We start from the raw sequence: 20,920 nt of genomic DNA, 5'->3' as shown, positions 1-20,920 counted from the left end.
CCTGCGCGATGAGCCGGCGTGTCACGCGGCTGGAAGATCTCGCGCGGATCGCCGGCGTATCGCTTGCGACTGCGAGCCGGGCGCTCAACGACAGCGCGGTGGTCAACACGCATACCAAGCGGCATATCTGGAAGCTGGCGCGCGAACATAACTACCCTTTCCGGCGGCACATGCCCGCCGGACCGATCGGCGCCGAAGCGACGATCGCGATCGTGATCCCGCGCCCCCAGGGGCGCATCGAGCGGCTCTCCGATCCCTTCATTCTCGAACTGATCGCCGGCGTCGGCAATGCCGCACTCGAGCGCGGCTGCGACTTCCTGGTTAGCCATGTCGCGCCGTCGAATCATGAGGACCTCTCGGCCCTGATGACCACCAATCGCGCGGACGGCGTGATCTTCCTCGGACAGAGTTCGCTGTTCGCCGACTTCAACCGCCTGGCGGAGCAGGAAACCCGCTTCGTCGTGTGGGGCGCGCAATTCCCGGATCAGCGCTATTGCTCGATCGGCAGCGACAATGTTCGCGGCGGCCGCCGGGCGACCGCCCATCTCGCGCGGCTCGGCAGAAAGCGGATTTCCTTTCTCGGCGATCTCGAAGCCCCCGAAGTCGTGCAACGCCACCAGGGCTATATCGAAGCGCTCGAGGAGGCTGGCCTCCCCTTCGATCCCGATCTGGTCGTTCCTGCGCATTTCGAGATCGAATCAGCCGAAGCCGCCGTCGACGCGATGATCGCGCGAGGCGTCCGGTTCGACGGGCTGGTGGCGGCCTCGGACATGATCGCACTCGGGGCCATCCGCGCCTTGCTCCATGCCGGCCGCCGCGTGCCCGAGGACGTCTCGGTCGTCGGCTACGACGACGTGAAGATGGCGCGATTCAGCAACCCGGCGCTGACGACGATTTCCCAGGACACCGCGAAGGCGGGACGGCTGCTGGTCTCCAAGCTGCTCAGTTCGGGCGGCGACGAGCCGATCAGGTCGGAGCGTGTGCCGACCGACCTGATCGTTCGCGAGACCTGTGGCGGCTGAGCTCACGCCGGCATGACGGCGACATAGCCGGTCATCGTCGGCAGGATCGCGGGCGGCGCGCCGCCTGACGACATGCCCGCATCACTCATCGCCACGATCCGCCAGTTCGGCTCGGCCGGCTGCCACGCCGTTTCGCCTGCGCCGAGGTTGAAGACGCATAGCAACCGCTCGCCCCCGGCCGCGCGCTCGAACGCGACGACCGGCTCAGGTGAATCGACAAAGCTGAGCTCCCCGCTGCGCAGAGCCGGACAGGCAGCGCGCAGCGCCACCGCATGACGCGCAAATGCCAGCGTCGATTCCGCGTCGGCGTGCTGCACATCGACGGCGAGCACATCGTGCACCGGATCGACCGGAAGCCAGGGTTCGGCCGTCGAGAAGCCCGCATGGGGCGCACCGCCCACCCACGGCATCGGGGTGCGCGCGCCATCGCGGCCCAGCGTCTGCGGCCAGTTGGCAATCGCATCGGGATCCTGCAGCCGATCGAACGGCACATGCGCCTGGGGAAGCCCCAGCTCTTCGCCCTGATACAGAAAGACATTGCCGCGCAGACACATCAGCAGCAGCAGCGTCATGCGCGCGAACGCGTCGCGCTCCGCGCCCTGATACCAGCGACTGATATGCCGCGGCGCATCATGATTGGAGAAGGCCCAACTCGGCCAGCCCTCTCCCTCGCCGCCCTGCCATGCACCAAGCGCCTCGCGCAGCAACGCAGGGTCGAGCGTGAGCGCATTCAGGAACGTAAAGCCGTAGGCGGAATTGAGCAGCGCGTCGCCGGCGGTGAACGCCTTCATCTCGCGTTCGGCATCACCCGCGCCGATTTCGGCGACCGTGAACCGCATTCCATAGGAATCAAGCAGTGCGCGCAGGCGCCCAAGGAAGCTCAGGATATCCGGATGCGACTGGTTGTGGATGTGCTGCTGGAAATCGAACGGCCGGGTATGCGGCTGGCCGGTGACCGGCGCGACCGGATTGTCGGTCAGCGCCGGATCGTGCATCGCGAAGTTGATCGCATCGAGGCGGAACCCATCGACACCGCGATCCAGCCAGAAGCGCGCGACATCCAGCAACGCCGCCTGCACCGCCGGATTGTGACCGTTCAGCTGTGGCTGGCCCGGCAGGAAATTGTGCAGATAATATTGGCAACGTCGCGCGTCCCATGTCCAGGCGGGGCCACCGAACACCGACTGCCAGTTGTTGGGCGGCGTGCCGTCCGGGCGAGCCTCGGCCCATATATACCAGTCGCTCTTTTCAGCATCGCGTGCGGAACGGCTGTCGGTGAACCAGGCGTGCTCGTCCGACGTATGCGAATAGACCTGGTCGATCACCACCTTCAGCCCGAGCGCGTGAGCGCGGGCGACGAGTGCATCGAAATCATCGAGAGAGCCGAAGATCGGGTCAACGGCACGGTAATCGGACACGTCGTATCCGAAATCCTTCATCGGCGACTGGAAGAACGGCGACAGCCAGATCCCGTCGACGCCGAGGCTGGCGACGTGGTCGAGATTCGCGATGATACCCGCCAGATCGCCGACCCCGTCGCCGTTCGAATCGGCGAAGCTGCGCGGATAGATTTGGTAGATCACCGCACCGCGCCACCATTCTGCGCCGGCGCACGCATCCGCGCCCGTGGGAAGTCGACCCAGGATATTCATTCTCGCTCCTAACCTCTCCGAACGCCGGCGAGTCGTATCCGCAAATCGCAATCTTGCAAGTATTTACATTCATCGAGCCAGCTGTGCAGAGGCACAGCCTCCCAACAATAGTCCACATAATATATTGTTTTATAATGATATTTATCTACAAACTGACAGGGGCAGATTCCAAGCCATCGGCAAAAAACGCAATTCGACTTGCATTCACGTCATTTTCTTGCATTTTCACGACATGCGGCAACGACACGATTGCCGTGCGGCGCGCGGGGAACACTCTCCCAGTGCCCAGGGGAGGATCGAGATGAAGGAATTTGCACGTCAGCGTCGCAGCGGGTTCATGCTGAGCTCCGCCAGTGCAGCTTTGATGCTCTCCCTCTCGACAGGAGCGGCGGCGCAGACCGCGGAAGTGGCACAAACCGAGTCGAGCGAAGCATCGGAGGTGCTTGTCACCGGCTTCAGGGCCAGCGTGCAGAACTCGATCCTCGCCAAACGTGACGCCCCGATCATTGTCGACGTCGTTTCCGCCGAGGATATTGCCGGCCTGCCCGACGTCTCGATCGCCGAGGCTATTGCGCGCTTGCCCGGCGTCGCCGCGCAACGCACCGGCGGCCAGGCGAGCGCGATCAACATCCGCGGCCTCAGCCAGGACCTCGTCTCCGCGACCCTGAACGGCCGCGAGCAGGTGTCGACCAGCGGCCTGCGTACAATCGAATTCGACCAATATCCTTCCGAGCTGCTGTCCCAGGCCGCGGTCTTCAAGTCGCCGATGGCTTCGCAGATCGAAGGCGGTGTCGCGGGCAAGGTCGAGCTGAGAACCGCGCGCCCGCTCGACAACAAGAAGAGCTTCTCGGCCTCGCTGAACCTGCGCGGCAGCTATAACGACCGCGCGAACCAGAATCCCGATGCCGACAAGTTCGGCTATCGCGTGTCGGCGGGAATCCAGGCCAAGCTGCTGAACGACACGCTGGGCATCGCGCTCGGCTATGCGCGGCTGGTCCAGCCCAATGTCGCGACGCGTTTCGTCGGCTTCGACTATACCCGCACCGGCACCAACGGCGGGGGCAATGCGCTCGATCTCAACAACAACGGTATTCGCGATACCATCGGCTACGGCTTCGAAGCCACCCAGTTCGGCGGCACCGAGACCCGCGACGGCGCGCTGGCAGTCATCCAGTTCGAACCGTCACCGACCACCCGGTTCCAGATCGACGGCTATTACTCGCGCTTCAAGTCGGATGTCCGCCGCCGGGGCGTGCGGTTCGGCGGCGAGCAGAACGGCAATACGGCCAGGGGCACGCTGACCAACCCGATCAGCGACGGCGACGCAATCATCGGCGGGCACTTCACCAGCGGCAACGGCATCGATTTCGAATCGATCAACCAGGACGAAAGCGACCGCGACAAGCTGTATACGATCGCCGGCAACTTCCAGCAGGACTTCGGCGACCGCCTGACGCTCAATCTCGATGCCAGCTATTCCAGCGCGAACAGCTATTTCGTGAACTCGGGCATCAACGTGAACAGTTATGTTCAGACCGGCGCGGCATTCACCCGGGCGAATGCGGTTCCGGGCGCGCTTCAGCTCGATTATCGGCTCAACGGGCTCAATCTTCCCACGGTGAAGTTCAACCACGACTTCACCAACCCGAACACGAACCGCTTCCAGGGATTCTATATCGTTCCGCAGGAGGACAATGACGAACTCACCGCCTATGCAGGCGACCTGACCTACAAGATCAACGGCTCATTCCTTGAATCCATTCAGATCGGCGCCCGCTACTCGACGCGCACGGCGCAACGCACGGTCACGACGTTCAACTCCTTCGGCATTGCGAGCCCGGTGGCGCTTACACCCGACATGTACAAGGTCGGCGGCTTCAAGGGTGACTATGCCGCCGCCGGATTCCCCAATTTCCTGGCCGTGGATATCGACGCGATCCTCGACAAATATGTCGGACCCAACCGCGAGGCGCGCCAAGATTACCCGTTCCTCAGCTTCACCTACGACCAGAGCTTCCAGATCCGTGAAGAGGTTTGGGCGGGCTTCGGGCAGGTCAACTTCAATACGGTTGCCGGCGGACTCAATTTCAAGGGCAATATCGGCCTGCGGGTCGTCCACACCAATCAGAAATCGACATCGTCGCTGACCAACCCGACGAGCCCGACCGGCGCCCGCTATGAATCCACGATCGGCGGCGAATTTACCGAGTTCCTGCCTTCGGCGAACTTCATCCTCGACCTCAGCGAGAGCGACAGGCTTCGCCTCAGCTTCTCGAGACAGATGTCGCGCCCGCGCTTCTTCGAACTTCGCAATTCCATCTCCGTCAACGTCAACCCGATCGGCAACGGCGTGTACAAGCCGAGCGGAAGCGGCGGAAACCCACGGCTCAAGCCGTTCCTCGCGAAGCAGTTCGACTTCGGGTACGAACATTATTTCGGCACGAGCGGCATCTTCTCCGTGGGCGTGTTCTACAAGGACCTCGAGAGCTTCATCCTTGGCGGCACCGTCGACGAGTTCGACTATCGCGCCGCCGGCCTGATCTTCCCGCCTTTGCCGTCGAACGCGCCGCCGGGATCGACCGTGCTCGATACCGGTCCGCTGTTCGCGCCGATCAACGGCAAGGGCGGCAATATGCGCGGCGTCGAGGTTCAGTTCAGCCGCAGCTTCCGATCGCTTCCGGCGCCGTTCGACGGCTTGGGCGTGATCGTGAACTATGCCTATACGGAAAGCAGCCTGAACGTCAGGAGCGCCCTTTCAGGCCAGGCAGTCTCGATCCCGCTGCCCGGTCTGTCGCGGCATGTCGTCAATCCGACGATCTTCTACGACAAGGGCGGGTTCGCGACGCGCGTTGGCGTGCGTTATCGGTCGGGCTTCGTCGCGCCGCAGTTCGGGTTGAACGAACAGATCACCGGCAACGCGCCGGAAACCATCGTCGATGCGCAAATGTCCTACGCGTTCCAGCCGGGAAGCCCGCTCAACGGGCTGACCTTGTATGTTCAGGGCAACAATCTGACCGACGCGCCGACCCGGTCCTACTTCGGGCGGGAAGCGCAGACGGGGACGCTCCAGCGGTTCGGCCGGGTCGTCTACGCCGGCGCGACGCTGAAGTTCTGAGATGATCCTGCCACGCTGATGCACACCGGTCGCTCTGGCAGCATGAATCCGACAGTTTTTGACCGGGTTCGTGACAGCGATACGCGCAGCGCGGCGCCGCCCCCATGCTATTCTCCATCATTCGCAGCGACCAACAGGTGCGCCTCATGACCGAAGATCTGAATACCCCCTACCCCGTCACGGCAGCGCAGGTCGCGCAGTTCAACCGCGATGGTTTCATCCGCCTGAAGGACGTGCTCTCCGCCGAAACGCTGCGCCACTATGGCGAAGAAATCACGCGACTGACGATCGCGCTCAACACGCAGACGCTGCCGCTCGACGAGCGGACGACCTATGACAAGGCATTCCTGCAGGTGATGAACCTGTGGGAAGAGAATGAGACGGTGCGCGAGTTCGCCTTTGGCCGCCGCGTCGCCGGGATCGCAGCTGCGCTGCTCGAGGTCGAAGGGGTCCGCCTCTACCATGACCAGTCGCTCTACAAGGAACCCGGCGGCGGCATCACCCCCGCCCATGCCGACCAATATTACTGGCCGCTCGACAGCGATCGCACGGTGACGGCGTGGATCCCGCTTCAGGCGGTCCCGCAGGATATGGGGCCGCTCGCCTTCTTCGAAGGCAGCCAGTCGGTCGAATTCGGGCGCGATCTGGGTATCTCGGATGAAAGCGAGCGGATGATTACCGCCGACATGCAGCAGCATGGCTTTCCGGTGATCGACGGACCGTTCGATCTGGGCGAGGTGAGCTTTCACCTCGGCTGGACGTTCCACCGTGCAGGTCCGAACCGTTCCGATCAGCCGCGTTCGGTGATGACCATGATCTATATGGATCGCGACATTCGCCTGAAGGCGCCCGAGAACGCGATGCAGGAGGCTGACTGGGCGCGCTGGTGCCCCGGCGCGACGATCGGTGAAGTCATCGACACACCGAAGAACCCGGTGCTGTTCGAGAAGCGGGCGGCGTGACCATCGGGCCGGTAACCGGACCGGCAGCGATCGCCGATGGCCAGGGCAGCTTCGTGATCGACGAGATCAGCGTGGCGCCGCCGGGTCCCGGCGAGGTTCGCGTCCGGCTGCGCGCGGCAGGGGTATGCCATACCGATCACGCCTCGCTCCGCTGGCCGGGACCTTTGGTGATCGGACATGAAGGCGCCGGCGAAATCGAAGCGATCGGCGCGGGCGTTGCGCATCTTTCGATCGGGCAACCCGTTCTGCTCAATTGGGCCATCCCGTGCGGCACCTGCTTCCAATGTTCGCGCGGTGATGAGGCGCTGTGCGAGCGAACGCATGAAATAGAGCCTGCGCGGCTCGGTACCAGCCGCGCACACGCCGGTCACACCCGCTGGAAGGGGCGGAGCGTCGAACGTGCGTTCCATCTCGGCACCTTCGCGCGGTACGCGCTGGTCCGGGTTGAAGCGGTCACGCCATTGCCCCCCTCGTTGCCGGTCAGCGAGGCATGTATCCTTGGATGTGCGGTGATGACCGGGGTCGGATCGGCGGTAAATGTCGCTGCCGTGCGGCACGGCGACAGCGTCGCGGTCGTCGGTCTGGGCGGCGTCGGTCTGAACGTCATTCAGGGCGCCCGGCTGGCTGGCGCAACGACGATCATCGCAATCGATCGTCGGCCGGCGAGCCTCGAGCGGGCACGCGCGCTCGGCGCCACGCATACGGTCCTGACCTCTCCCGACGATGCGGGGCACGCCGCGTTGATTGCGCAGATCAAGGCGCTCAGCGACGGGCGCGGGGTCGATCACGCCTTCGAAGCCACCGGGGTCGCCGGGCTCGCGTTTTTGCCCGTGCTGCTCGTGCGCAATGGCGGCAACGCGCTTCAGGTGAGCGGCGCGCACGGCGAGGTGACCGTGCCGATGCCGGACTTCTTCTGGAACAAGCGGTATCTGGCGCCGCTCTATGGCGGCTGCGTGCCGTCGCGCGATTTCCCCCGGCTGTTCGACTGGATCGCGCAAGGCTCGCTGGAGGTGGCTTCGCTCATCACGCACCATTACCCCCTCGCCGACCTTGGCCGCGCGTTCGACGACATGCTCGCCGGAACCAGCGCCAAGGGCGTGGTGCAGATCGATTGACCATGTTCCGAACCACCGAACTTTCCGATCCCGCAACGCCCCTCAACGGACTGCGCTTCATGACCGTGAAGAGCATGGCGTTGGGGCAACGCGCCGATCTCACGCTGTATGCGACCGCGGGGATCACTGCGGAATCGCCGGTGGTCCTCCTGCTGCACGGCGTCTATGGATCGCACTGGGCCTGGGCGGCCAAGGGTGCTGCGCACCTGACCGCCGAAGCACTCGTTGCCGAACGCGCATTGCCGCCGGTGATCCTCTGCATGCCCTCGGATGGGTTATGGGGTGATGGATCGGGCTATGTTGCCCATCGCACGCAGGATTTCGAAGCGTGGGCGCTGGAGGAAGCGCCGGCTGCCGCGCGGCTGGCCTACGCGACCAGCCCCTCACCTCTGCTTGTCTGTGGGTTGAGCTTGGGCGGATTCGCAGCACTCCGATTTGCGGGAAAGCATCCGGCGCGCATAACCGCCGCATCGGCGCATTCCGCCCTCACCCGGATTGAGCAGATCGACGGGCTCATCGCCGAGTCCCGCACGGGTTGGAGCGATGCACCCGCGGACCGGTGTGTTCTTTCCGCATTACGCAACACCTCCGGCGGGCTGCCGCCGTTCCGCTTCGACTGCGGTGTCGAGGACGCCTATCTCGACGCCAATCGTGAGCTGCATGACGCACTCAGCGCCGCAGGGATCGCGCATGGCTATGCCGAGCGCCCTGGCGGGCACGAATGGAACTACTGGCGGCGCGAGCTCGCGGAGAGCCTCCGTTTTTTCGGCACCGTACTCGCCCACCCCGACAGGAGACCTGCTGCATGACGATCCTGGCTTCGCTTGCCCTCGCTGCGTTGACGCCCCACGTCGCACCTCCGGCAGAGGTCAAATCCTCGGACCGGCCGGCGCTGACGGCTGAGGCTATGCGTGAAGAAGTGATCTATCACATCTTCGTGCGCAGCTTCCGCGACGGCAATGGCGACGGCATCGGCGATCTCAAAGGCATGACGGAGAAGCTCGGCTATCTGAAGTCGCTGGGCGTCACCTCGCTGATGCTGACGCCGCTTCAGCCATCGCCTTACTATCACAACTATTTCGCGACCGACTTCGAGGGGATCGACCCCGCCTACGGAACCATGGAGGACTATTTCGCCTTTGTCCGGGCTGCCCGCACACACGGGCTGAAGGTCTATCTCGATCAGGAGATCCAGTATGTAGCTGAAGGCCACCCCTGGCTGAGCGAATCTCGCGGAAGGCCCGGCTCCCGGTTCAGCCGCCACATCCTGTACGATCGGCCCAGGACGAACGAGGAACCGCAACCGTTTCTGAAGCAGCCCGCCTGGCCGGGCTATGACGGCAAGTGGATCGGCATTTCGATGGTCGATATGCGCACACCCGCGGTGAAACGCTATTTCGAGAAGCTGTTCCTCCACTGGATCGACCCGCATGGCGACGGGTCCCTGCGCGATGGCGTGGACGGCTTCCGCATCGACCACATGATGGACGACCTCGACCACAAGGGTCGCCTGACCAATTTGTTCGCCGATTTCTGGACCCCCATCTTTCGCGCGGTAAAGGCCCGCAACCCTTCCGCTCGCATTCTCGCGGAACAGGCCGATTGGGGCTATGGCGACGACTGGCTCAAGCGTGGCAACGCCGATCTCGCCTTCGCCTTTCCGCTGCGCGGCGCCCTGACCAAGCTCGACAAGCCCGCGATCCTGAAGGCGATCCGCACGATGGACGCGGTGACCCCTGCCGCCAAGGGACAGATCCTGTTCCTCGAGAACCACGACACGGATCGCTTCATGTCCGAAGTCCGCGACGATCAGCGCAAGGCAAGGATCGGAGCGGCGCTCACACTGCTTCTTCGCGGTACCCCGCTCGTCTATTACGGGCAGGAGTTGGGGATGCGCGGACGGGTTGACGAAACCGCACGCTCCGATGCGGCGCATATTCCCCTCCGCGAAGCCTTCCGATGGGATAGCGATCTCTCCGCGCCCGGCTCCGCCATCTGGTACAAAGGTGAACGGCCGTCGTGGATCCATCGCTACAACCGCAGCAGCGATGGAATCTCGCTTCAGGAACAGCAAGGACGGCCTGAGGCGCTCCACGATTTCTATAGTAAGCTGTTGGCACTTCGAGCAGCCCGACCAGAGCTGCGCCAGGGTACGCAACAAATTCTGTGCGACGATGCGTCGCCGGCGTTGTGCTTCCTGCGCGAGCAAGGAAACGCGCGCGCACTGATCCTGGCCAACACGAGCGCCGACATCGCCCGGGTCACGCTACCGGCGCTGGGCGGTGTCTGGCGCGACCTGATGGATGGGAGCAAGGCAGCCGATCCTGCGGCGCTGACACTAGCGCCATACGAAGTTCGGATCCTCGGCACCCCCTGATCTCGCATGTGTGCCGGCGGATGGAGACAGAAGAGGCGATCAAATGACCCGGGCACCGATGCCCATCCGTCCGATTTGCGAACCCGTCATGCTGCCACCGGGCGCGACCTTGCGGCCGAGCGCATCCGGCATCCCGTCCACGCACATGCAACCGAACCGTTCCCGCACGTTCATGACGTCTGCGAGTTCGTCGTCTTTCATCGCGTGGCGGGAAGCTTCATCGCCAACGGCCGCCGTTACCCGCTGTCGCCGGGCTCGATCGCTTATGTGCCGTCGATGGAGGTTCATGATTTTACGCTCGATGCCGGCCCGAAGGACTGGGTGCTGGTTCAGATCGACGCGATCAGTGCGGAAGCCTTGGCGCGTCAGCCGGGGTTCGAGCGGCTTGCCCTTTCCTTCTGCGTGCGGCCGGACGGCGCTCTGGGCGAGCGGATCGCGGGTATCGCCGACTGGCTCGCCGGTCTCGACGCCGCCGATCCACTGGCATCGCCATTGGTCAACGTGCTGGCGGCGGCAATCGTGCACGCGCCGGGGATCGAAAGCGAGCCGGTCGCGCGCCGCGAGACCGGCGTGGATCGGCTCGGCCCGGCGCTCGAGCAGCTTCGCCGCGATCCCGCTCACCCGGCCACACTCGAGGAAGCGGCCCTGCTATGCCATTTGTCGCCAGCCTATTTCAGCCGGCAATTCAAGCGGACCCTGGGTATGGCCTATGGCGACTATGTTCGCACGCATCGCCTTCACCTTGCGGCACGACGTTTGCTGGAGAGCGACGTCACGGTCGCGGAACTTGCCTACGGCCTGGGTTTCTCGACGCCCTCGCACTTCACCGCTGTGTTTGGCCGTCGTTTTGGCGTGTCTCCCCGCGCCTACCGCCTGATGAGCCACTAATGACCAGCTCCGCATCTGCGCGGGCTCACCGACACGCGCATGAAATCGGGATCAAGTTTCCACCTGAACCCGGGCGGCTGCCCTCGGCGCCAATAAGAAGAATGAGGACCTTGCGCCGGCAGTGGGACTGACAGGCCGTCCCGCGGGTGATAGCCTTCGATAGCGGATCGCGAACCGGTCCGGCTGGAAGGAGAGCGTTACATGTCACGCCTCACCTCTCTCGATATGCGCGTTCCGCTGGTTGTTCTCGCGTGCTTGCTGCTGGTCGCAGCGGCATTTGTCGCGGCAAGAGGAACCGCCCCCGACACGAGCGAATCTGACCGGGCGATCGCCTTTGTCGGCGTCAACGTCGTGCCGATGGACCGCGAACACGTGCTGCCAAACCAGACCGTGGTTGTGCAGGGCGGGCGGATCGTAGCGATGGCTCCGGCGACTGCCGCACGCATTCCGGCGGGCGCCCACCGGATCGAGGGCAAGGGCCGCTGGCTGATGCCCGGCCTGGCAGAGATGCATGGCCATATACCCGGCCCCGAAGATCCGGCGTATCGCGACGCCATGCTGTTTCTCTATGTCGCGAACGGCGTCACGACGGTTCGCAACATGGCTGGGAATGCGTCACACCTTTCCGTGCGCGACCGTATCACCGCGGGGGAGCTCTTTGGGCCCACACTCTATGCCGCGAGCCCATGGCTAAGCGCACCGGCCGCCGGCACGCCCGACAAGGCACGCCAGGCAGTGCGCGACTATCGCGCGGCAGGGTATGATCTGATCAAGATCGGCAGCCTGCCGCGGGACGCCTATCTCGCGATGGCGGAGACCGCGAACGCGATCGGAATGCCTTTCGGCGGACATATTCCCGAGGGCGTACGGCTCACCGATGCGCTCGAGAGCCGGCAGACATCGATCGACCATCTCGACCGCTATGTCGAGTTTCTGGTTCCGGAAGGCAGGGATACCGCCGGACGCCCGCCCGGCTTCTTCGGCAGCGGCTGGGTGCAGTTAGCCGATGCGCGCCGCATCCCCGATGCCGTCAAGCGCACGATCACGGCTGGCACCTGGAACGTGCCGACGCTGAGCCTGGTCGAGCATCTCGCTTCATCCGAGACCCCGGAAGCGATGATCCTGCGACCGGAAATGCGCTACATGCCCAAGCGCGTGCTGGATGGCTGGGTAAAAGCGAAGCGCGACTTCGCCGCGCGCCCCGATTTCCAGCCGGATGCGGCAGGGCGGCTGGTTGAGCTTCGGCGCCGTCTGGTGCGCGATCTTCACGCCGCGGGCGCACCGATCGCGCTGGGCTCGGACGCGCCGCAATTCTTCAACGTGCCTGGCTTCTCGATCCACCACGAGATGCGGATGATGCACGCGGCGGGGCTCACGCCCTATCAGGTGCTGGCGACCGGAACGCGTGAGGCAGCCCGCTATTTCGGACCGAAGGCAGGTTTCGGGACAATCGCCCCGGGACAGCGCGCCGACCTGATCCTGCTGACCGCCAATCCGCTTGAGAATCTGGCCCATGTCGAGCGCCGCGCCGGGGTGATGGTGCGCGGGCACTGGCTGGCCGAGAGCGAGATCCAGACCCGTCTCAAAAAGATCGCGGCCGCCGCCAATTGAGCGGAGACAGCGCCAGCTTAGAGCCGCACTGTCTCACTACGAACTGACCGCGTGCTGTCGCGGACGATGAGTTCGTGGGGCAACGTGATCTGGCGGATCGGACTTCCCGGATCGCGCAGAATCTCGACCAGCAACTCGACCGTCCTCTGGCCGATCAGCCCCTTGGGCTGGGAAATGGTGGTGAGCGCGGGCTGGAAGAAACGGGCGGTCGGCAGATCATCGAAACCAACGACCGAGACATGCCCGGGGCAGGTCAGGCCCGCCGCGCCGATCGCACTGATCGCGCCCATTGCCATCTCGTCGCTGAAGCAGAAGATTGCAGTAATGTTCTGCTTAAGCAGGTCGCCCGTCAGTTCGAACGCCAGCTTCGCTGAATAGTCGCCGTTCTGCACCCGCAGGCAATCCCTCAGGCCATGCCGTTCGACCGCCTCCATCGCACCAGAAAGACGGTCACGGCTGATCGGGCTGATAAGCGGACCGGTGATGATGCCGATATCGCGATGGCCCAGCTCGATCAGATGCTCGAGCACATCGCCGCTCGCGGCGGCATTGTCGATATGCACGCTCGGGACACCGATATCCGGACTATATTCGCAGCCGTTCACGACCGGTGCTGCAATACCCGGCCGGGAGAAAAGCGGGCTCAGGTTTTCCGGCAGGCGATGCCCGAGAAAGATAAGCCCATCCACTTCACGGCGCGACAGCATCTCCGCATATTGGTCCTCGACCTGCGGATCGTGCCGGGTGTCGCCTACAACTACAGCATAGCCCGCATCGCGCGCCGCTTCCTCCGCGCCGCGGATGATGCTCGCGAAGAATGGGTTCGAGATGTCGGGCACCGTCAGCAGGATCTTGGCGGCGCGCAGGGTGCGCAACGTCCGTGCGGCGACGTTCGGGGAATAACCCAGCGATTGCACGACCTCGAGCACGCGCTGGCGCGTCGCTTCCGCCACGCGTTCGGGCTGGCTCAATACGCGCGAAACCGTGGCAGTAGAGACGCCCGCGGCTGCGGCGACGTCGATAATCGTTGGCATTATTGCTTCATGTCGCCTGCGATACGCCCTGTCGACCGATTTTGATGTAATCCTTTACATTGGCATTCGACCTGCTTAGCCTGAGTCGCGAAAAGAACGAACGACATCGACGGGAGGGGATCGCATGGCGACGGCCAATGGGGTGCAGAATGCTGCCTCGCATTCGGTATCGGCAACGCTCATGGCGCGGCTGAGCGCGCTCATGTTCATGCAATTCTTCGTCTGGGGGGCATGGGCCGTCACGCTCGGTCTGGTGATGCAGACCGTCGGAGTTGGCGCGCTGATCGGCAACGCCTTTTCGGTCGGTCCGATCGCCTCGATCGCCGGGTCCTTCCTGCTCGGCATGGCCGCGACCCGATATTTCAGTCCCAAAGCGCTGATGGTGATCCTCCATCTCATCGGCGGCGCGATCCTGCTGGCATTGCCGGCGCTGCTGACGCCGGAGACGGGAGGCACCTTCGTGTGGGTGCTGCTCGGCTACATGATCCTCTACATGCCGACCGTCGGCCTCGCGAACACGATCGCGCTGAAGAGCCTTGGCGCGCGCGACGACCGCTTCCCCTTCGTCCGGGCTTTCGGCACGCTTGGCTGGATCGTCGCCGGGCTAATCATCGGCTGGGCGGCGCTGTCGGCAAGCCCCGAGATCTTTCGCGTCGCGGCGGTCGTATCGATCGCGCTCGGCATCTACAGCCTCACGCTCCCCACCATCGAGCCCGATACGCCAAGCGACGAGAGCCTCGTGCGTCAGGTGCTGTGCGTCGAGGCGTTCGGGCTGATGCGGCAGCGCTCGTATCTCATCTTCGTGATTTGCGCGACGTTGATCTCGATCCCGCTCGCCATGTATTACGCCTATGCCTCGCCCTATGTCGGTGCGACTGGCATTGAGAATGTCAGCGGCACGCTCGCGATCGGGCAGATGTCCGAGCTGGCGTTTATGTTCTCGATGCCGTGGTTGTACCGCCGGTTCGGCGTGAAGCCGCTGCTGCTGGTGGGCATGGCGGCATGGGCGCTGCGCTATGCGCTGTTCGCGATCGGCGACGGTGACGGATCGCTCTGGGCGGTCTATCTCGGCGTGGCGCTGCACGGGGTCTGCTACGATTTCTTCTTCGTCGCCGGCGCGATCTATACCGGCACCATCGCCACGCCCAAAGGGGTCAACGCCCAGGCGCAAGGCATGCTGACGCTGTTCACCTATGGTGTCGGCATGCTGCTCGGCTCGCAGATCGGCGGGCTGCTCTACGCCCAGCTGCCCGCGGCGCCGACGATCGCCGACTGGCAGCAGATGTGGTGGTATCCGGCGATCGCCGCTCTGGTCATCACCGTATTGTTCCAGCTCCTGTTCCGCGACGATAGCCGGAAGGGAGCCGCCGCATGACCGCGATGAAGGGCCCTGCGATCTTCCTTGCCCAATTCATGAGCGACAAGGCGCCGTTCGATACGCTCGACGGACTCGCCAAATGGGCGGGCGGGCTTGGCTATAAGGGGGTCCAGATCCCCTGCGACCCGCGGCTGATCGACCTGAAGCTGGCCGCGGAGAGCAAGACCTATTGCGATGACCTGCGCGGAAGGCTTGCCGCCCATGGCGTCGAGCCGACCGAGCTCTCGACGCACCTGCAGGGCCAGCTCGTCGCGGTGCATCCCGCCTATGACCAGCTGTTTGACGGCTTCGCCCCGGCCGAACTGCACGGCAAACCTGCCGAGCGTCAGGTCTGGGCGGTCGAGCAGGTCAAGCTGGCTGCGAGGGCGAGCGCCAATCTCGGACTCAACGCGCACGCCACCTTCTCGGGCGCGCTTGCCTGGCCCTATGTCTATCCCTGGCCCCAGCGGCCTGCAGGGTTGGTGGAGGAAGCCTTTGCCGAACTAGGCCGTCGCTGGGTGCCGATCCTCGACGTATTCGCGGAGGCAGGCGTCGACTGCGCATTCGAGATCCATCCGGGCGAGGATATCCATGACGGCGCGACCTGGGAGCGCTTCCTCGCCGCAGTCGACAACCATCCCCGCGCACGCATCCTGTTCGATCCGTCGCACTATGTGCTGCAACAGCTCGACTATCTCGACTTCATCGATCGCTATCACGACCGCATTTCGTGCTTCCATGTGAAGGATGCCGAGTTCAACCCGACCGGGCGGACCGGCGTCTATGGCGGCTATGAGAGCTGGGTCGATCGCGCCGGCCGCTTCCGTTCGTTGGGCGACGGACAGGTCGATTTTGTCGGCATCTTCAGCAAGCTCGCACAATATGGCTACACGGGCTGGGCCGTGCTCGAATGGGAATGCGCGCTCAAGCATCCCGAGGACGGCGCTCGCGAAGGCGCGCCCTTCATCCGCGATCACATCATTCGCCTGACCGAGCGGCCGTTCGACGATTTCGCGGCGAGCGGCGCCGACCGGAACGCGATCCGCAAGCTGCTGGGGCTCTGAAGATGACGCGACAGCCGCTTCGGCTCGGCATGGTGGGGGGTGGCGAAGGCGCGTTTATCGGCGCTGTCCACCGCATGGCCGCTGCGATCGACGGCGAGTGGCGGATGACTGCGGGGGCGTTCAGCACCGATGCCGGGCGCAACGCGCGGACGGGTGACGCGCTCGGGCTCGATCCACAACGCGTCTACGGTACCTTCGCGCAACTGGTTGAAGGCGAGCGTGCGCTGCCGCCGGAGGCGCGGGTCGATGCGATCGCGATCGTCACGCCCAACCACCTCCATGCGCCGGTGGCGATCGCGGCGCTCGACGCAGGCTTCCATGTGCTGTGCGAGAAGCCGATGGCGATGAGCGTCGCCGAGGCCGAGGCGATCGCGCAGTCCGTGAAGGCGAGCGGACGGCTGTTCGCGCTGGCCTTCACCTATGCCGGCTACCCGCTGATCGAGGAGGCCCGCATTCGCGTCGCGCGCGGCGATTTCGGTGCGATCCGGCTGGTGCAGGCGGAGTATCTGCAGGGCTGGCTGAGCCGGCCAATCGATCGCGATGGCCAGAAGCAGGCCGAATGGCGCACCGATCCCACGCGCGCAGGGATCGGCGGGTGTCTGGGCGATATCGGTACGCACGCCTTCCAGCTCGCCGAGCATGTATCGGGCTTAAAGACCGAGGCGGTCTGCGCGGACCTGACGACGCATGTGCCGGGGCGGTTGCTCGACGACGATGTGAGCGCATTGCTGCGCTTCGAGAGTGGCGCGCGCGGTATGCTCAAGGCCAGCCAGGTCGCGGCCGGCGAGGAGAATGGTCTCAAGTTGCGCCTCCATGGCGAGCTTGGCGGGCTCGAATGGTCGCAGATGGAGCCGAACTCGCTGATCCTGCGCTGGCTCGACCGGCCCGCCGAGACGGTGCGGACCGGCGGTCCCGGTCTCGACGCGCGCACCCTTGCGCTGACCCGGACCCCGGCGGGGCATCCTGAAGGCTACCTCGAGGCGTTCGCCAACATCTACCGCGCCTTCGCAGCCGCGGTTCGGGACGGCGATGGCGACACGCAAGGCGGGTTCCCCGGTCTCACCGACGGGCTACGCACGATGCGCTTTGTCGAGACGGTCGCCGCCAACGCCGCATCGGATGAGAAGTGGACCGCGATCGGCAGCGGATGAAGCAGGCCGTCACCGAACAAGAGAAGAGATTGGGAGAGACGAGATGAAGTTGGTAGCGGGTGTGGCCACGGGAGCGGTGGCGCTGGCGGCATTGGGCGCCGCGCTTGCGCCCAGCTTTGCACAGACCAGCGCGGCACCGGCAGCCTTTGCTGCCTGCCGCGCCTGCCACACCACCAACAAGGGCGGCAAGAACGGGCTCGGCCCCAATCTCTACGGGGTCATTGGTAAGCCCGCAGCTTCGGTACCCGGCGTCAGCTATTCCGCAGCGCTGAAAGGCTCGAAGCTGAAATGGGACGAGAAGACGCTGGACGCATTCCTCGCCAACCCATCCAAGAAGGTCCCCGGAACGCGGATGCCGATCGGCACCCCAGATCCGGCGAAGCGCGCCGCGATCATCGCCTATCTGAAGGCCGAGAGCGCAAAGTGATGCCACCGATCGCGCGCCGAAGCTTGCTCACGGGAGGGGCAATCCTGCCGCTCGCCGCGCTGGCGGGCGCGCGCGAATCCGCGTCCAACGCCGCCTATTTCTCGCTTGCCTATGCACCGCACGAAGGCAGCTTTGCGAGCCGGGGCAGCCTGATCGAGCAGATCGCCTTCGCCGCCGATCAGGGTTTCCGGGCGTGGGAAGACAATGAAGCCGCGAAACGCCCGACCGATGAGCAGGAGCGGATGGCGCGGGCGCTCGCGCAGCGCGGCATGCGCATGGGCGTATTCGTCGCGAGCATGCCGAAATGGGCGCAGTCGCGGCCACTGCTCGGCGGCAACGACGATGCCGAGCGCGAGGCATTCCTGTCCGACATCCGCAATGCGGTCGATGTCGCGAAAAGGCTGAACGCGACGCAGATGACGGTGGTGACGGGGTTTCTCGATCCGCGCGTGCCGGTCGACATCCAGACTGCGCGGATCATCGACGTCATGCGCCGGGCCGGTGACATCGTGGCGCCGCACAAGCTGACGCTGGTCATGGAACCGCTGAACACACGCACCAACCATCCCGGCGTGTACATGCAGACGATCGCGCAAGGCTATGCCGTGGCGCGCGGCGTCGACAACCCCGCAGTCAGGATCCTCGCCGACCTCTATCATGAGCAGATCCAGTCCGGGAACCTGATCCCGGCGCTCGAGACCTGCTGGAGCGAGATCGCCTATCTCCAGTTCGGGGACAATCCCGGCCGCAAGGAACCGGGGACCGGCGAGATCAACTATGCGACGATCGTCCGCTGGCTCCGCGCGCGGCGCTACGCCGGCGTGATCGGCATGGAGCACGGCAATTCGACAGCGGGCCGCGCCGGCGAGGATCGCCTGATCGCCGCCTATCGCAACATCGATCGACAAGGAGGAGAGGCATGACGCATATGCGCAGGGCCGGTTGCGTGATGGCCGCGTGGATCGCGATCACGGGCGCATCGGCGCAGGAGAAGCCGGGTTTCAAGGACACACCGATGCTGCCGGACGGCAAGTGGCGCGTCCATGATGCGGACCGGCCAGCCCCTGTGGTGGTGGCACCGGCGGCGGCACCGGGCGGCGCCCCCTCCGACGCGATCGTCCTGTTCGACGGCAAGTCCGCGGATGCGTGGCGCGGCCAGCTGGCGCCGTGGACCGTCGCCGGCGGTGCATTGACGGTCCCGGCGCGGCCAGCGGGCGGCGGCGACAACAATCTCGTCTCGCGCCAGAGCTTTGGCGACGTCCAGCTCCATCTCGAATTCCGTTCGCCCAATCCGCCGGCGGGGACGTCACAGGATCGCGGCAACAGCGGCGTCTGGTTCATGCAGCGCTACGAGGTCCAGATCCTCGACGGCTATCAGAACCCGACCTATGCCGACGGCACGGTCGGTGCGGCCTATGGCTGGAAGCCACCGCTGGTCAACGCGGCGCGCAAGCCCGGCGAGTGGCAGAGCTACGACATCATCTTCGAGCGGCCGCGTTTCGCCGCCGACGGCAAGCTGGTGCGCCCGGCCTATGTCACGGTCTTCCTGAACGGCGTGCTGGTGCAGAACCATCAGGCGCTGCTCGGCACCACGGTGTGGCGCAAGGTCGCCGCGTATCAGCCGCATCCCGATTCAGCGCCATTGCAGCTGCAGGACCACAGTTCGCCGGTCTCGTTCCGCAACATCTGGGTGCGCCCGCTGCCTGAGGCGGCCGTCGCGCAGGACCTGCCGGGAGAGGCAAAATGATCGATCGCAGAACCGCGCTGGCGGGTGTGGCCGGCATGTTCGGCGCATCGCTGTTCGCGCCGCTTGCGCGTGCGGCCGGCGCGCCGCGCAGTGTCGATATCCCCGCCATCTCCGAGGGGCCGCCGAGCGTGCGGGTGTTCACACCCATCCAGCGCGCGGCAATGTCCGCGCTGAGCGATCGCGTCATCCCGACGACCGATACGCCCGGCGCGATCGCCGCCGGCGTGCCGGACTTCATCGAGAAGATGCTGGCCGACTGGGCGCTGCCGGGCGATCGCGTGCCGATCATGGCCGGGCTCGACGCGATCGAGGCGCGCAGCATGCGCGACCATGGCGTGCCCGCCGCCAAGGCGACCGCGGAGCAGCAGGATGCGCTGCTGACGCTGGCCATGAACAAGCAGCTGCCCGGAGCCGGCGAATTCTTCGAGCCGTTCCGACAGCTCGTCATCACCGGCTATTACACCTCCGAGATCGGGATGACGCAGGAGCGCGAATATCTCCCGGTGCCGGGCGAGTATAACGGCGCATTTCTCTACTCTCAGATCAACAAGGTGTATTCCGCATGATCGCACGCAGAACCGTGCTCGCAGGCGCTGCGGGCGCCGCCGCGCTTGCCTGTTTCCCTGCCGCCGCCGCGCAGCGCCGGGCGATCGGCCTTCAGCTCTATACGCTGCGCGAACTCTTCGCGAAGAACCCGACCGACACGCTCGAGCAGGTCGCGCGCATCGGCTATCGGGAGGTCGAATTCGGCGGCGGCGGATATGACGCCATGGACTCCGCGATGCTGCGCGGCACGCTCGACCGGCTTGGCCTGAAGGCACCGTCGATCCATGTCGGCTACGACGCGCTGCTTCAGCAATTCGACCGGCAGGTCACCCTCGCCAAGGCGCTTGGCGCCGATACGATCGTCCTGCCCTACATGACGGCCGAACATCGTACCGGCCCGGCATGGCAGGCGGCGCTGCCCAACATCGCCCGCTTCGCTGCAGAGCTCAAAAAGGCTGGGCTGGACTTTGCCTATCACAATCATGACTTCGAGTTCACGGAGAAGCCGGGCGGCGTGAGCCTGTTCGATCAGCTGCTCAGGGAAACCGACCGGTCGCTGGTGAAGATCGAACTCGACCTGTTCTGGGCGGTGCGGGCCGGCGAGGATGCCGGCGCGCTGATCGACCGGTTGTCGAGCCGCATCTATGGCTATCACGTCAAGGACATGCGCGCCGACCGCAGCATGGTCGCGGTGGGCGAAGGCACCATCGATTTCGCCGCACTGTTCAAGCGCAAGGGCAGTGCCGGCGTGCGCCATTTCTATGTCGAGAACGACCAGGCGCCGGCGCCTTACCTTCCCGACGTCACCACGAGTTTCCAGACGCTGCGCGCGCTGCGGTTCTGACCGGACAG

The 20,920-nt window shown here is 64.9% G+C and carries 19 protein-coding genes; 16 read left to right on the top strand and 3 right to left on the bottom strand.

From position 1 onward, the window contains the following. The first annotated feature begins 8 nt into the window (after window positions 1-8). A complete protein-coding gene (locus AC07NK_RS19865; RefSeq protein ID WP_495172363.1) occupies window positions 9-1,022 on the top strand; it encodes a LacI family DNA-binding transcriptional regulator in 1,014 nt (337 codons plus the stop codon). Window positions 1,023-1,024: 2 nt separating this feature from the next. On the opposite strand, the gene AC07NK_RS19860 is transcribed toward AC07NK_RS19865, so the two are convergent. Then, window positions 1,025-2,674, bottom strand: coding sequence for an alpha-glucosidase (locus AC07NK_RS19860; protein ID WP_495172362.1), 1,650 nt, complete (start codon window positions 2,672-2,674; stop codon window positions 1,025-1,027). 301 nt (window positions 2,675-2,975) lie between these two features. On the opposite strand from AC07NK_RS19860, the gene AC07NK_RS19855 reads away from it, so the two are divergent. The 5 genes from AC07NK_RS19855 to AC07NK_RS19835 all read left to right on the top strand — a co-directional run bounded on the left by AC07NK_RS19855 (window position 2,976) and on the right by AC07NK_RS19835 (window position 10,243). Next, window positions 2,976-5,789: a TonB-dependent receptor gene (locus AC07NK_RS19855; RefSeq protein WP_495172361.1), complete on the top strand. Its 2,814-nt coding sequence runs from the start codon at window positions 2,976-2,978 to the stop codon at window positions 5,787-5,789. A 146-nt stretch (window positions 5,790-5,935) separates the two neighbouring features. Next, on the top strand, window positions 5,936-6,751 hold the full coding sequence (locus AC07NK_RS19850; protein WP_495172360.1) for a phytanoyl-CoA dioxygenase family protein: 816 nt from the start codon (window positions 5,936-5,938) through the stop codon (window positions 6,749-6,751). Beyond that, window positions 6,748-7,866 (top strand): alcohol dehydrogenase catalytic domain-containing protein, encoded by a 1,119-nt coding sequence (locus AC07NK_RS19845; RefSeq protein ID WP_495172359.1) that lies wholly within the window; start codon window positions 6,748-6,750, stop codon window positions 7,864-7,866. Before AC07NK_RS19850 ends, AC07NK_RS19845 begins: the two co-directional genes overlap by 4 nt. Before the next feature lie 59 nt (window positions 7,867-7,925). Then, the gene (locus AC07NK_RS19840) at window positions 7,926-8,675 is read left to right on the top strand and encodes an alpha/beta hydrolase (protein WP_495172358.1); all 750 of its coding nucleotides are present in this window, start codon (window positions 7,926-7,928) and stop codon (window positions 8,673-8,675) included. After that, window positions 8,672-10,243, top strand: a complete 1,572-nt coding sequence (locus AC07NK_RS19835; protein ID WP_495172357.1) for an alpha-amylase family glycosyl hydrolase — start codon at window positions 8,672-8,674, stop codon at window positions 10,241-10,243. Before AC07NK_RS19840 ends, AC07NK_RS19835 begins: the two co-directional genes overlap by 4 nt. Window positions 10,244-10,282: 39 nt before the next feature. Here the strand turns inward: AC07NK_RS19835 and AC07NK_RS19830 are convergent, their stop codons facing one another. Continuing rightward, window positions 10,283-10,444, bottom strand: coding sequence for a hypothetical protein (locus AC07NK_RS19830; RefSeq protein WP_495172356.1), 162 nt, complete (start codon window positions 10,442-10,444; stop codon window positions 10,283-10,285). A 3-nt stretch (window positions 10,445-10,447) separates the two neighbouring features. On the opposite strand from AC07NK_RS19830, the gene AC07NK_RS19825 reads away from it, so the two are divergent. Both AC07NK_RS19825 and AC07NK_RS19820 read left to right on the top strand, forming a co-directional pair. After that, on the top strand, window positions 10,448-11,131 hold the full coding sequence (locus tag AC07NK_RS19825; RefSeq protein ID WP_495172355.1) for a helix-turn-helix transcriptional regulator: 684 nt from the start codon (window positions 10,448-10,450) through the stop codon (window positions 11,129-11,131). 201 nt (window positions 11,132-11,332) lie between these two features. Further along, complete coding sequence (locus AC07NK_RS19820; RefSeq protein WP_495172354.1) at window positions 11,333-12,742, top strand: amidohydrolase family protein; 1,410 nt, start codon at window positions 11,333-11,335, stop codon at window positions 12,740-12,742. A gap of 17 nt (window positions 12,743-12,759) precedes the next feature. Here the strand turns inward: AC07NK_RS19820 and AC07NK_RS19815 are convergent, their stop codons facing one another. Further along, a complete protein-coding gene (locus tag AC07NK_RS19815) occupies window positions 12,760-13,776 on the bottom strand; it encodes a LacI family DNA-binding transcriptional regulator (protein WP_495172353.1) in 1,017 nt (338 codons plus the stop codon). Window positions 13,777-13,900: 124 nt separating this feature from the next. Here AC07NK_RS19815 and AC07NK_RS19810 point away from each other — a divergent pair, with 124 nt between their 5' ends. From AC07NK_RS19810 to AC07NK_RS19775, 8 genes are read left to right on the top strand one after another with little or no spacing between them, the layout of a single operon-like run. After that, the gene (locus AC07NK_RS19810; protein WP_495172352.1) at window positions 13,901-15,151 is read left to right on the top strand and encodes an MFS transporter; all 1,251 of its coding nucleotides are present in this window, start codon (window positions 13,901-13,903) and stop codon (window positions 15,149-15,151) included. Then, window positions 15,148-16,197, top strand: coding sequence for a sugar phosphate isomerase/epimerase family protein (locus AC07NK_RS19805; protein WP_495172351.1), 1,050 nt, complete (start codon window positions 15,148-15,150; stop codon window positions 16,195-16,197). Before AC07NK_RS19810 ends, AC07NK_RS19805 begins: the two co-directional genes overlap by 4 nt. 2 nt (window positions 16,198-16,199) lie before the next feature. Continuing rightward, on the top strand, window positions 16,200-17,348 hold the full coding sequence (locus AC07NK_RS19800; RefSeq protein ID WP_495172350.1) for a Gfo/Idh/MocA family protein: 1,149 nt from the start codon (window positions 16,200-16,202) through the stop codon (window positions 17,346-17,348). Between the two features lie 43 nt (window positions 17,349-17,391). After that, a complete protein-coding gene (locus AC07NK_RS19795) occupies window positions 17,392-17,775 on the top strand; it encodes a c-type cytochrome (protein WP_495172349.1) in 384 nt (127 codons plus the stop codon). Continuing rightward, complete coding sequence (locus AC07NK_RS19790; protein WP_495172348.1) at window positions 17,775-18,698, top strand: hydroxypyruvate isomerase family protein; 924 nt, start codon at window positions 17,775-17,777, stop codon at window positions 18,696-18,698. The genes AC07NK_RS19795 and AC07NK_RS19790 overlap by 1 nt, the downstream gene beginning before the upstream one ends. Beyond that, complete coding sequence (locus tag AC07NK_RS19785; protein WP_495172347.1) at window positions 18,695-19,522, top strand: 3-keto-disaccharide hydrolase; 828 nt, start codon at window positions 18,695-18,697, stop codon at window positions 19,520-19,522. The genes AC07NK_RS19790 and AC07NK_RS19785 overlap by 4 nt, the downstream gene beginning before the upstream one ends. Further along, window positions 19,519-20,088 (top strand): gluconate 2-dehydrogenase subunit 3 family protein, encoded by a 570-nt coding sequence (locus tag AC07NK_RS19780; RefSeq protein ID WP_495172346.1) that lies wholly within the window; start codon window positions 19,519-19,521, stop codon window positions 20,086-20,088. Before AC07NK_RS19785 ends, AC07NK_RS19780 begins: the two co-directional genes overlap by 4 nt. Continuing rightward, a complete protein-coding gene (locus AC07NK_RS19775; protein ID WP_495172345.1) occupies window positions 20,085-20,912 on the top strand; it encodes a sugar phosphate isomerase/epimerase family protein in 828 nt (275 codons plus the stop codon). Before AC07NK_RS19780 ends, AC07NK_RS19775 begins: the two co-directional genes overlap by 4 nt. The last annotated feature ends 8 nt before the right edge of the window (window positions 20,913-20,920 follow it).

This window comes from Sphingomonas sp. GW821-FHT09B04 (genome assembly GCF_059418285.1).
Note: the sequence above shows the minus strand (reverse complement) of the source record. Positions and strands in the feature narration are given on the sequence as shown.

What these genes read in the sequence shown, in the direction of transcription:
- AC07NK_RS19835 (WP_495172357.1), top strand. Translation starts at nt 8,672, where the DNA reads ATGACGATCCTGGCTTCGCTTGCCCTCGCTGCGTTGACGCCCCACGTC.
- AC07NK_RS19795 (WP_495172349.1), top strand. Translation starts at nt 17,392, where the DNA reads ATGAAGTTGGTAGCGGGTGTGGCCACGGGAGCGGTGGCGCTGGCGGCA.
- AC07NK_RS19840 (WP_495172358.1), top strand. Translation starts at nt 7,926, where the DNA reads ATGACCGTGAAGAGCATGGCGTTGGGGCAACGCGCCGATCTCACGCTG.
- AC07NK_RS19855 (WP_495172361.1), top strand. Translation starts at nt 2,976, where the DNA reads ATGAAGGAATTTGCACGTCAGCGTCGCAGCGGGTTCATGCTGAGCTCC.
- AC07NK_RS19865 (WP_495172363.1), top strand. Translation starts at nt 9, where the DNA reads ATGAGCCGGCGTGTCACGCGGCTGGAAGATCTCGCGCGGATCGCCGGC.
- AC07NK_RS19860 (WP_495172362.1), bottom strand. Translation starts at nt 2,674, where the DNA reads ATGAATATCCTGGGTCGACTTCCCACGGGCGCGGATGCGTGCGCCGGC.
- AC07NK_RS19810 (WP_495172352.1), top strand. Translation starts at nt 13,901, where the DNA reads ATGGCGACGGCCAATGGGGTGCAGAATGCTGCCTCGCATTCGGTATCG.
- AC07NK_RS19815 (WP_495172353.1), bottom strand. Translation starts at nt 13,776, where the DNA reads ATGCCAACGATTATCGACGTCGCCGCAGCCGCGGGCGTCTCTACTGCC.
- AC07NK_RS19775 (WP_495172345.1), top strand. Translation starts at nt 20,085, where the DNA reads ATGATCGCACGCAGAACCGTGCTCGCAGGCGCTGCGGGCGCCGCCGCG.
- AC07NK_RS19785 (WP_495172347.1), top strand. Translation starts at nt 18,695, where the DNA reads ATGACGCATATGCGCAGGGCCGGTTGCGTGATGGCCGCGTGGATCGCG.
- AC07NK_RS19790 (WP_495172348.1), top strand. Translation starts at nt 17,775, where the DNA reads ATGCCACCGATCGCGCGCCGAAGCTTGCTCACGGGAGGGGCAATCCTG.
- AC07NK_RS19800 (WP_495172350.1), top strand. Translation starts at nt 16,200, where the DNA reads ATGACGCGACAGCCGCTTCGGCTCGGCATGGTGGGGGGTGGCGAAGGC.
- AC07NK_RS19805 (WP_495172351.1), top strand. Translation starts at nt 15,148, where the DNA reads ATGACCGCGATGAAGGGCCCTGCGATCTTCCTTGCCCAATTCATGAGC.
- AC07NK_RS19820 (WP_495172354.1), top strand. Translation starts at nt 11,333, where the DNA reads ATGTCACGCCTCACCTCTCTCGATATGCGCGTTCCGCTGGTTGTTCTC.
- AC07NK_RS19830 (WP_495172356.1), bottom strand. Translation starts at nt 10,444, where the DNA reads ATGAAAGACGACGAACTCGCAGACGTCATGAACGTGCGGGAACGGTTC.
- AC07NK_RS19850 (WP_495172360.1), top strand. Translation starts at nt 5,936, where the DNA reads ATGACCGAAGATCTGAATACCCCCTACCCCGTCACGGCAGCGCAGGTC.
- AC07NK_RS19780 (WP_495172346.1), top strand. Translation starts at nt 19,519, where the DNA reads ATGATCGATCGCAGAACCGCGCTGGCGGGTGTGGCCGGCATGTTCGGC.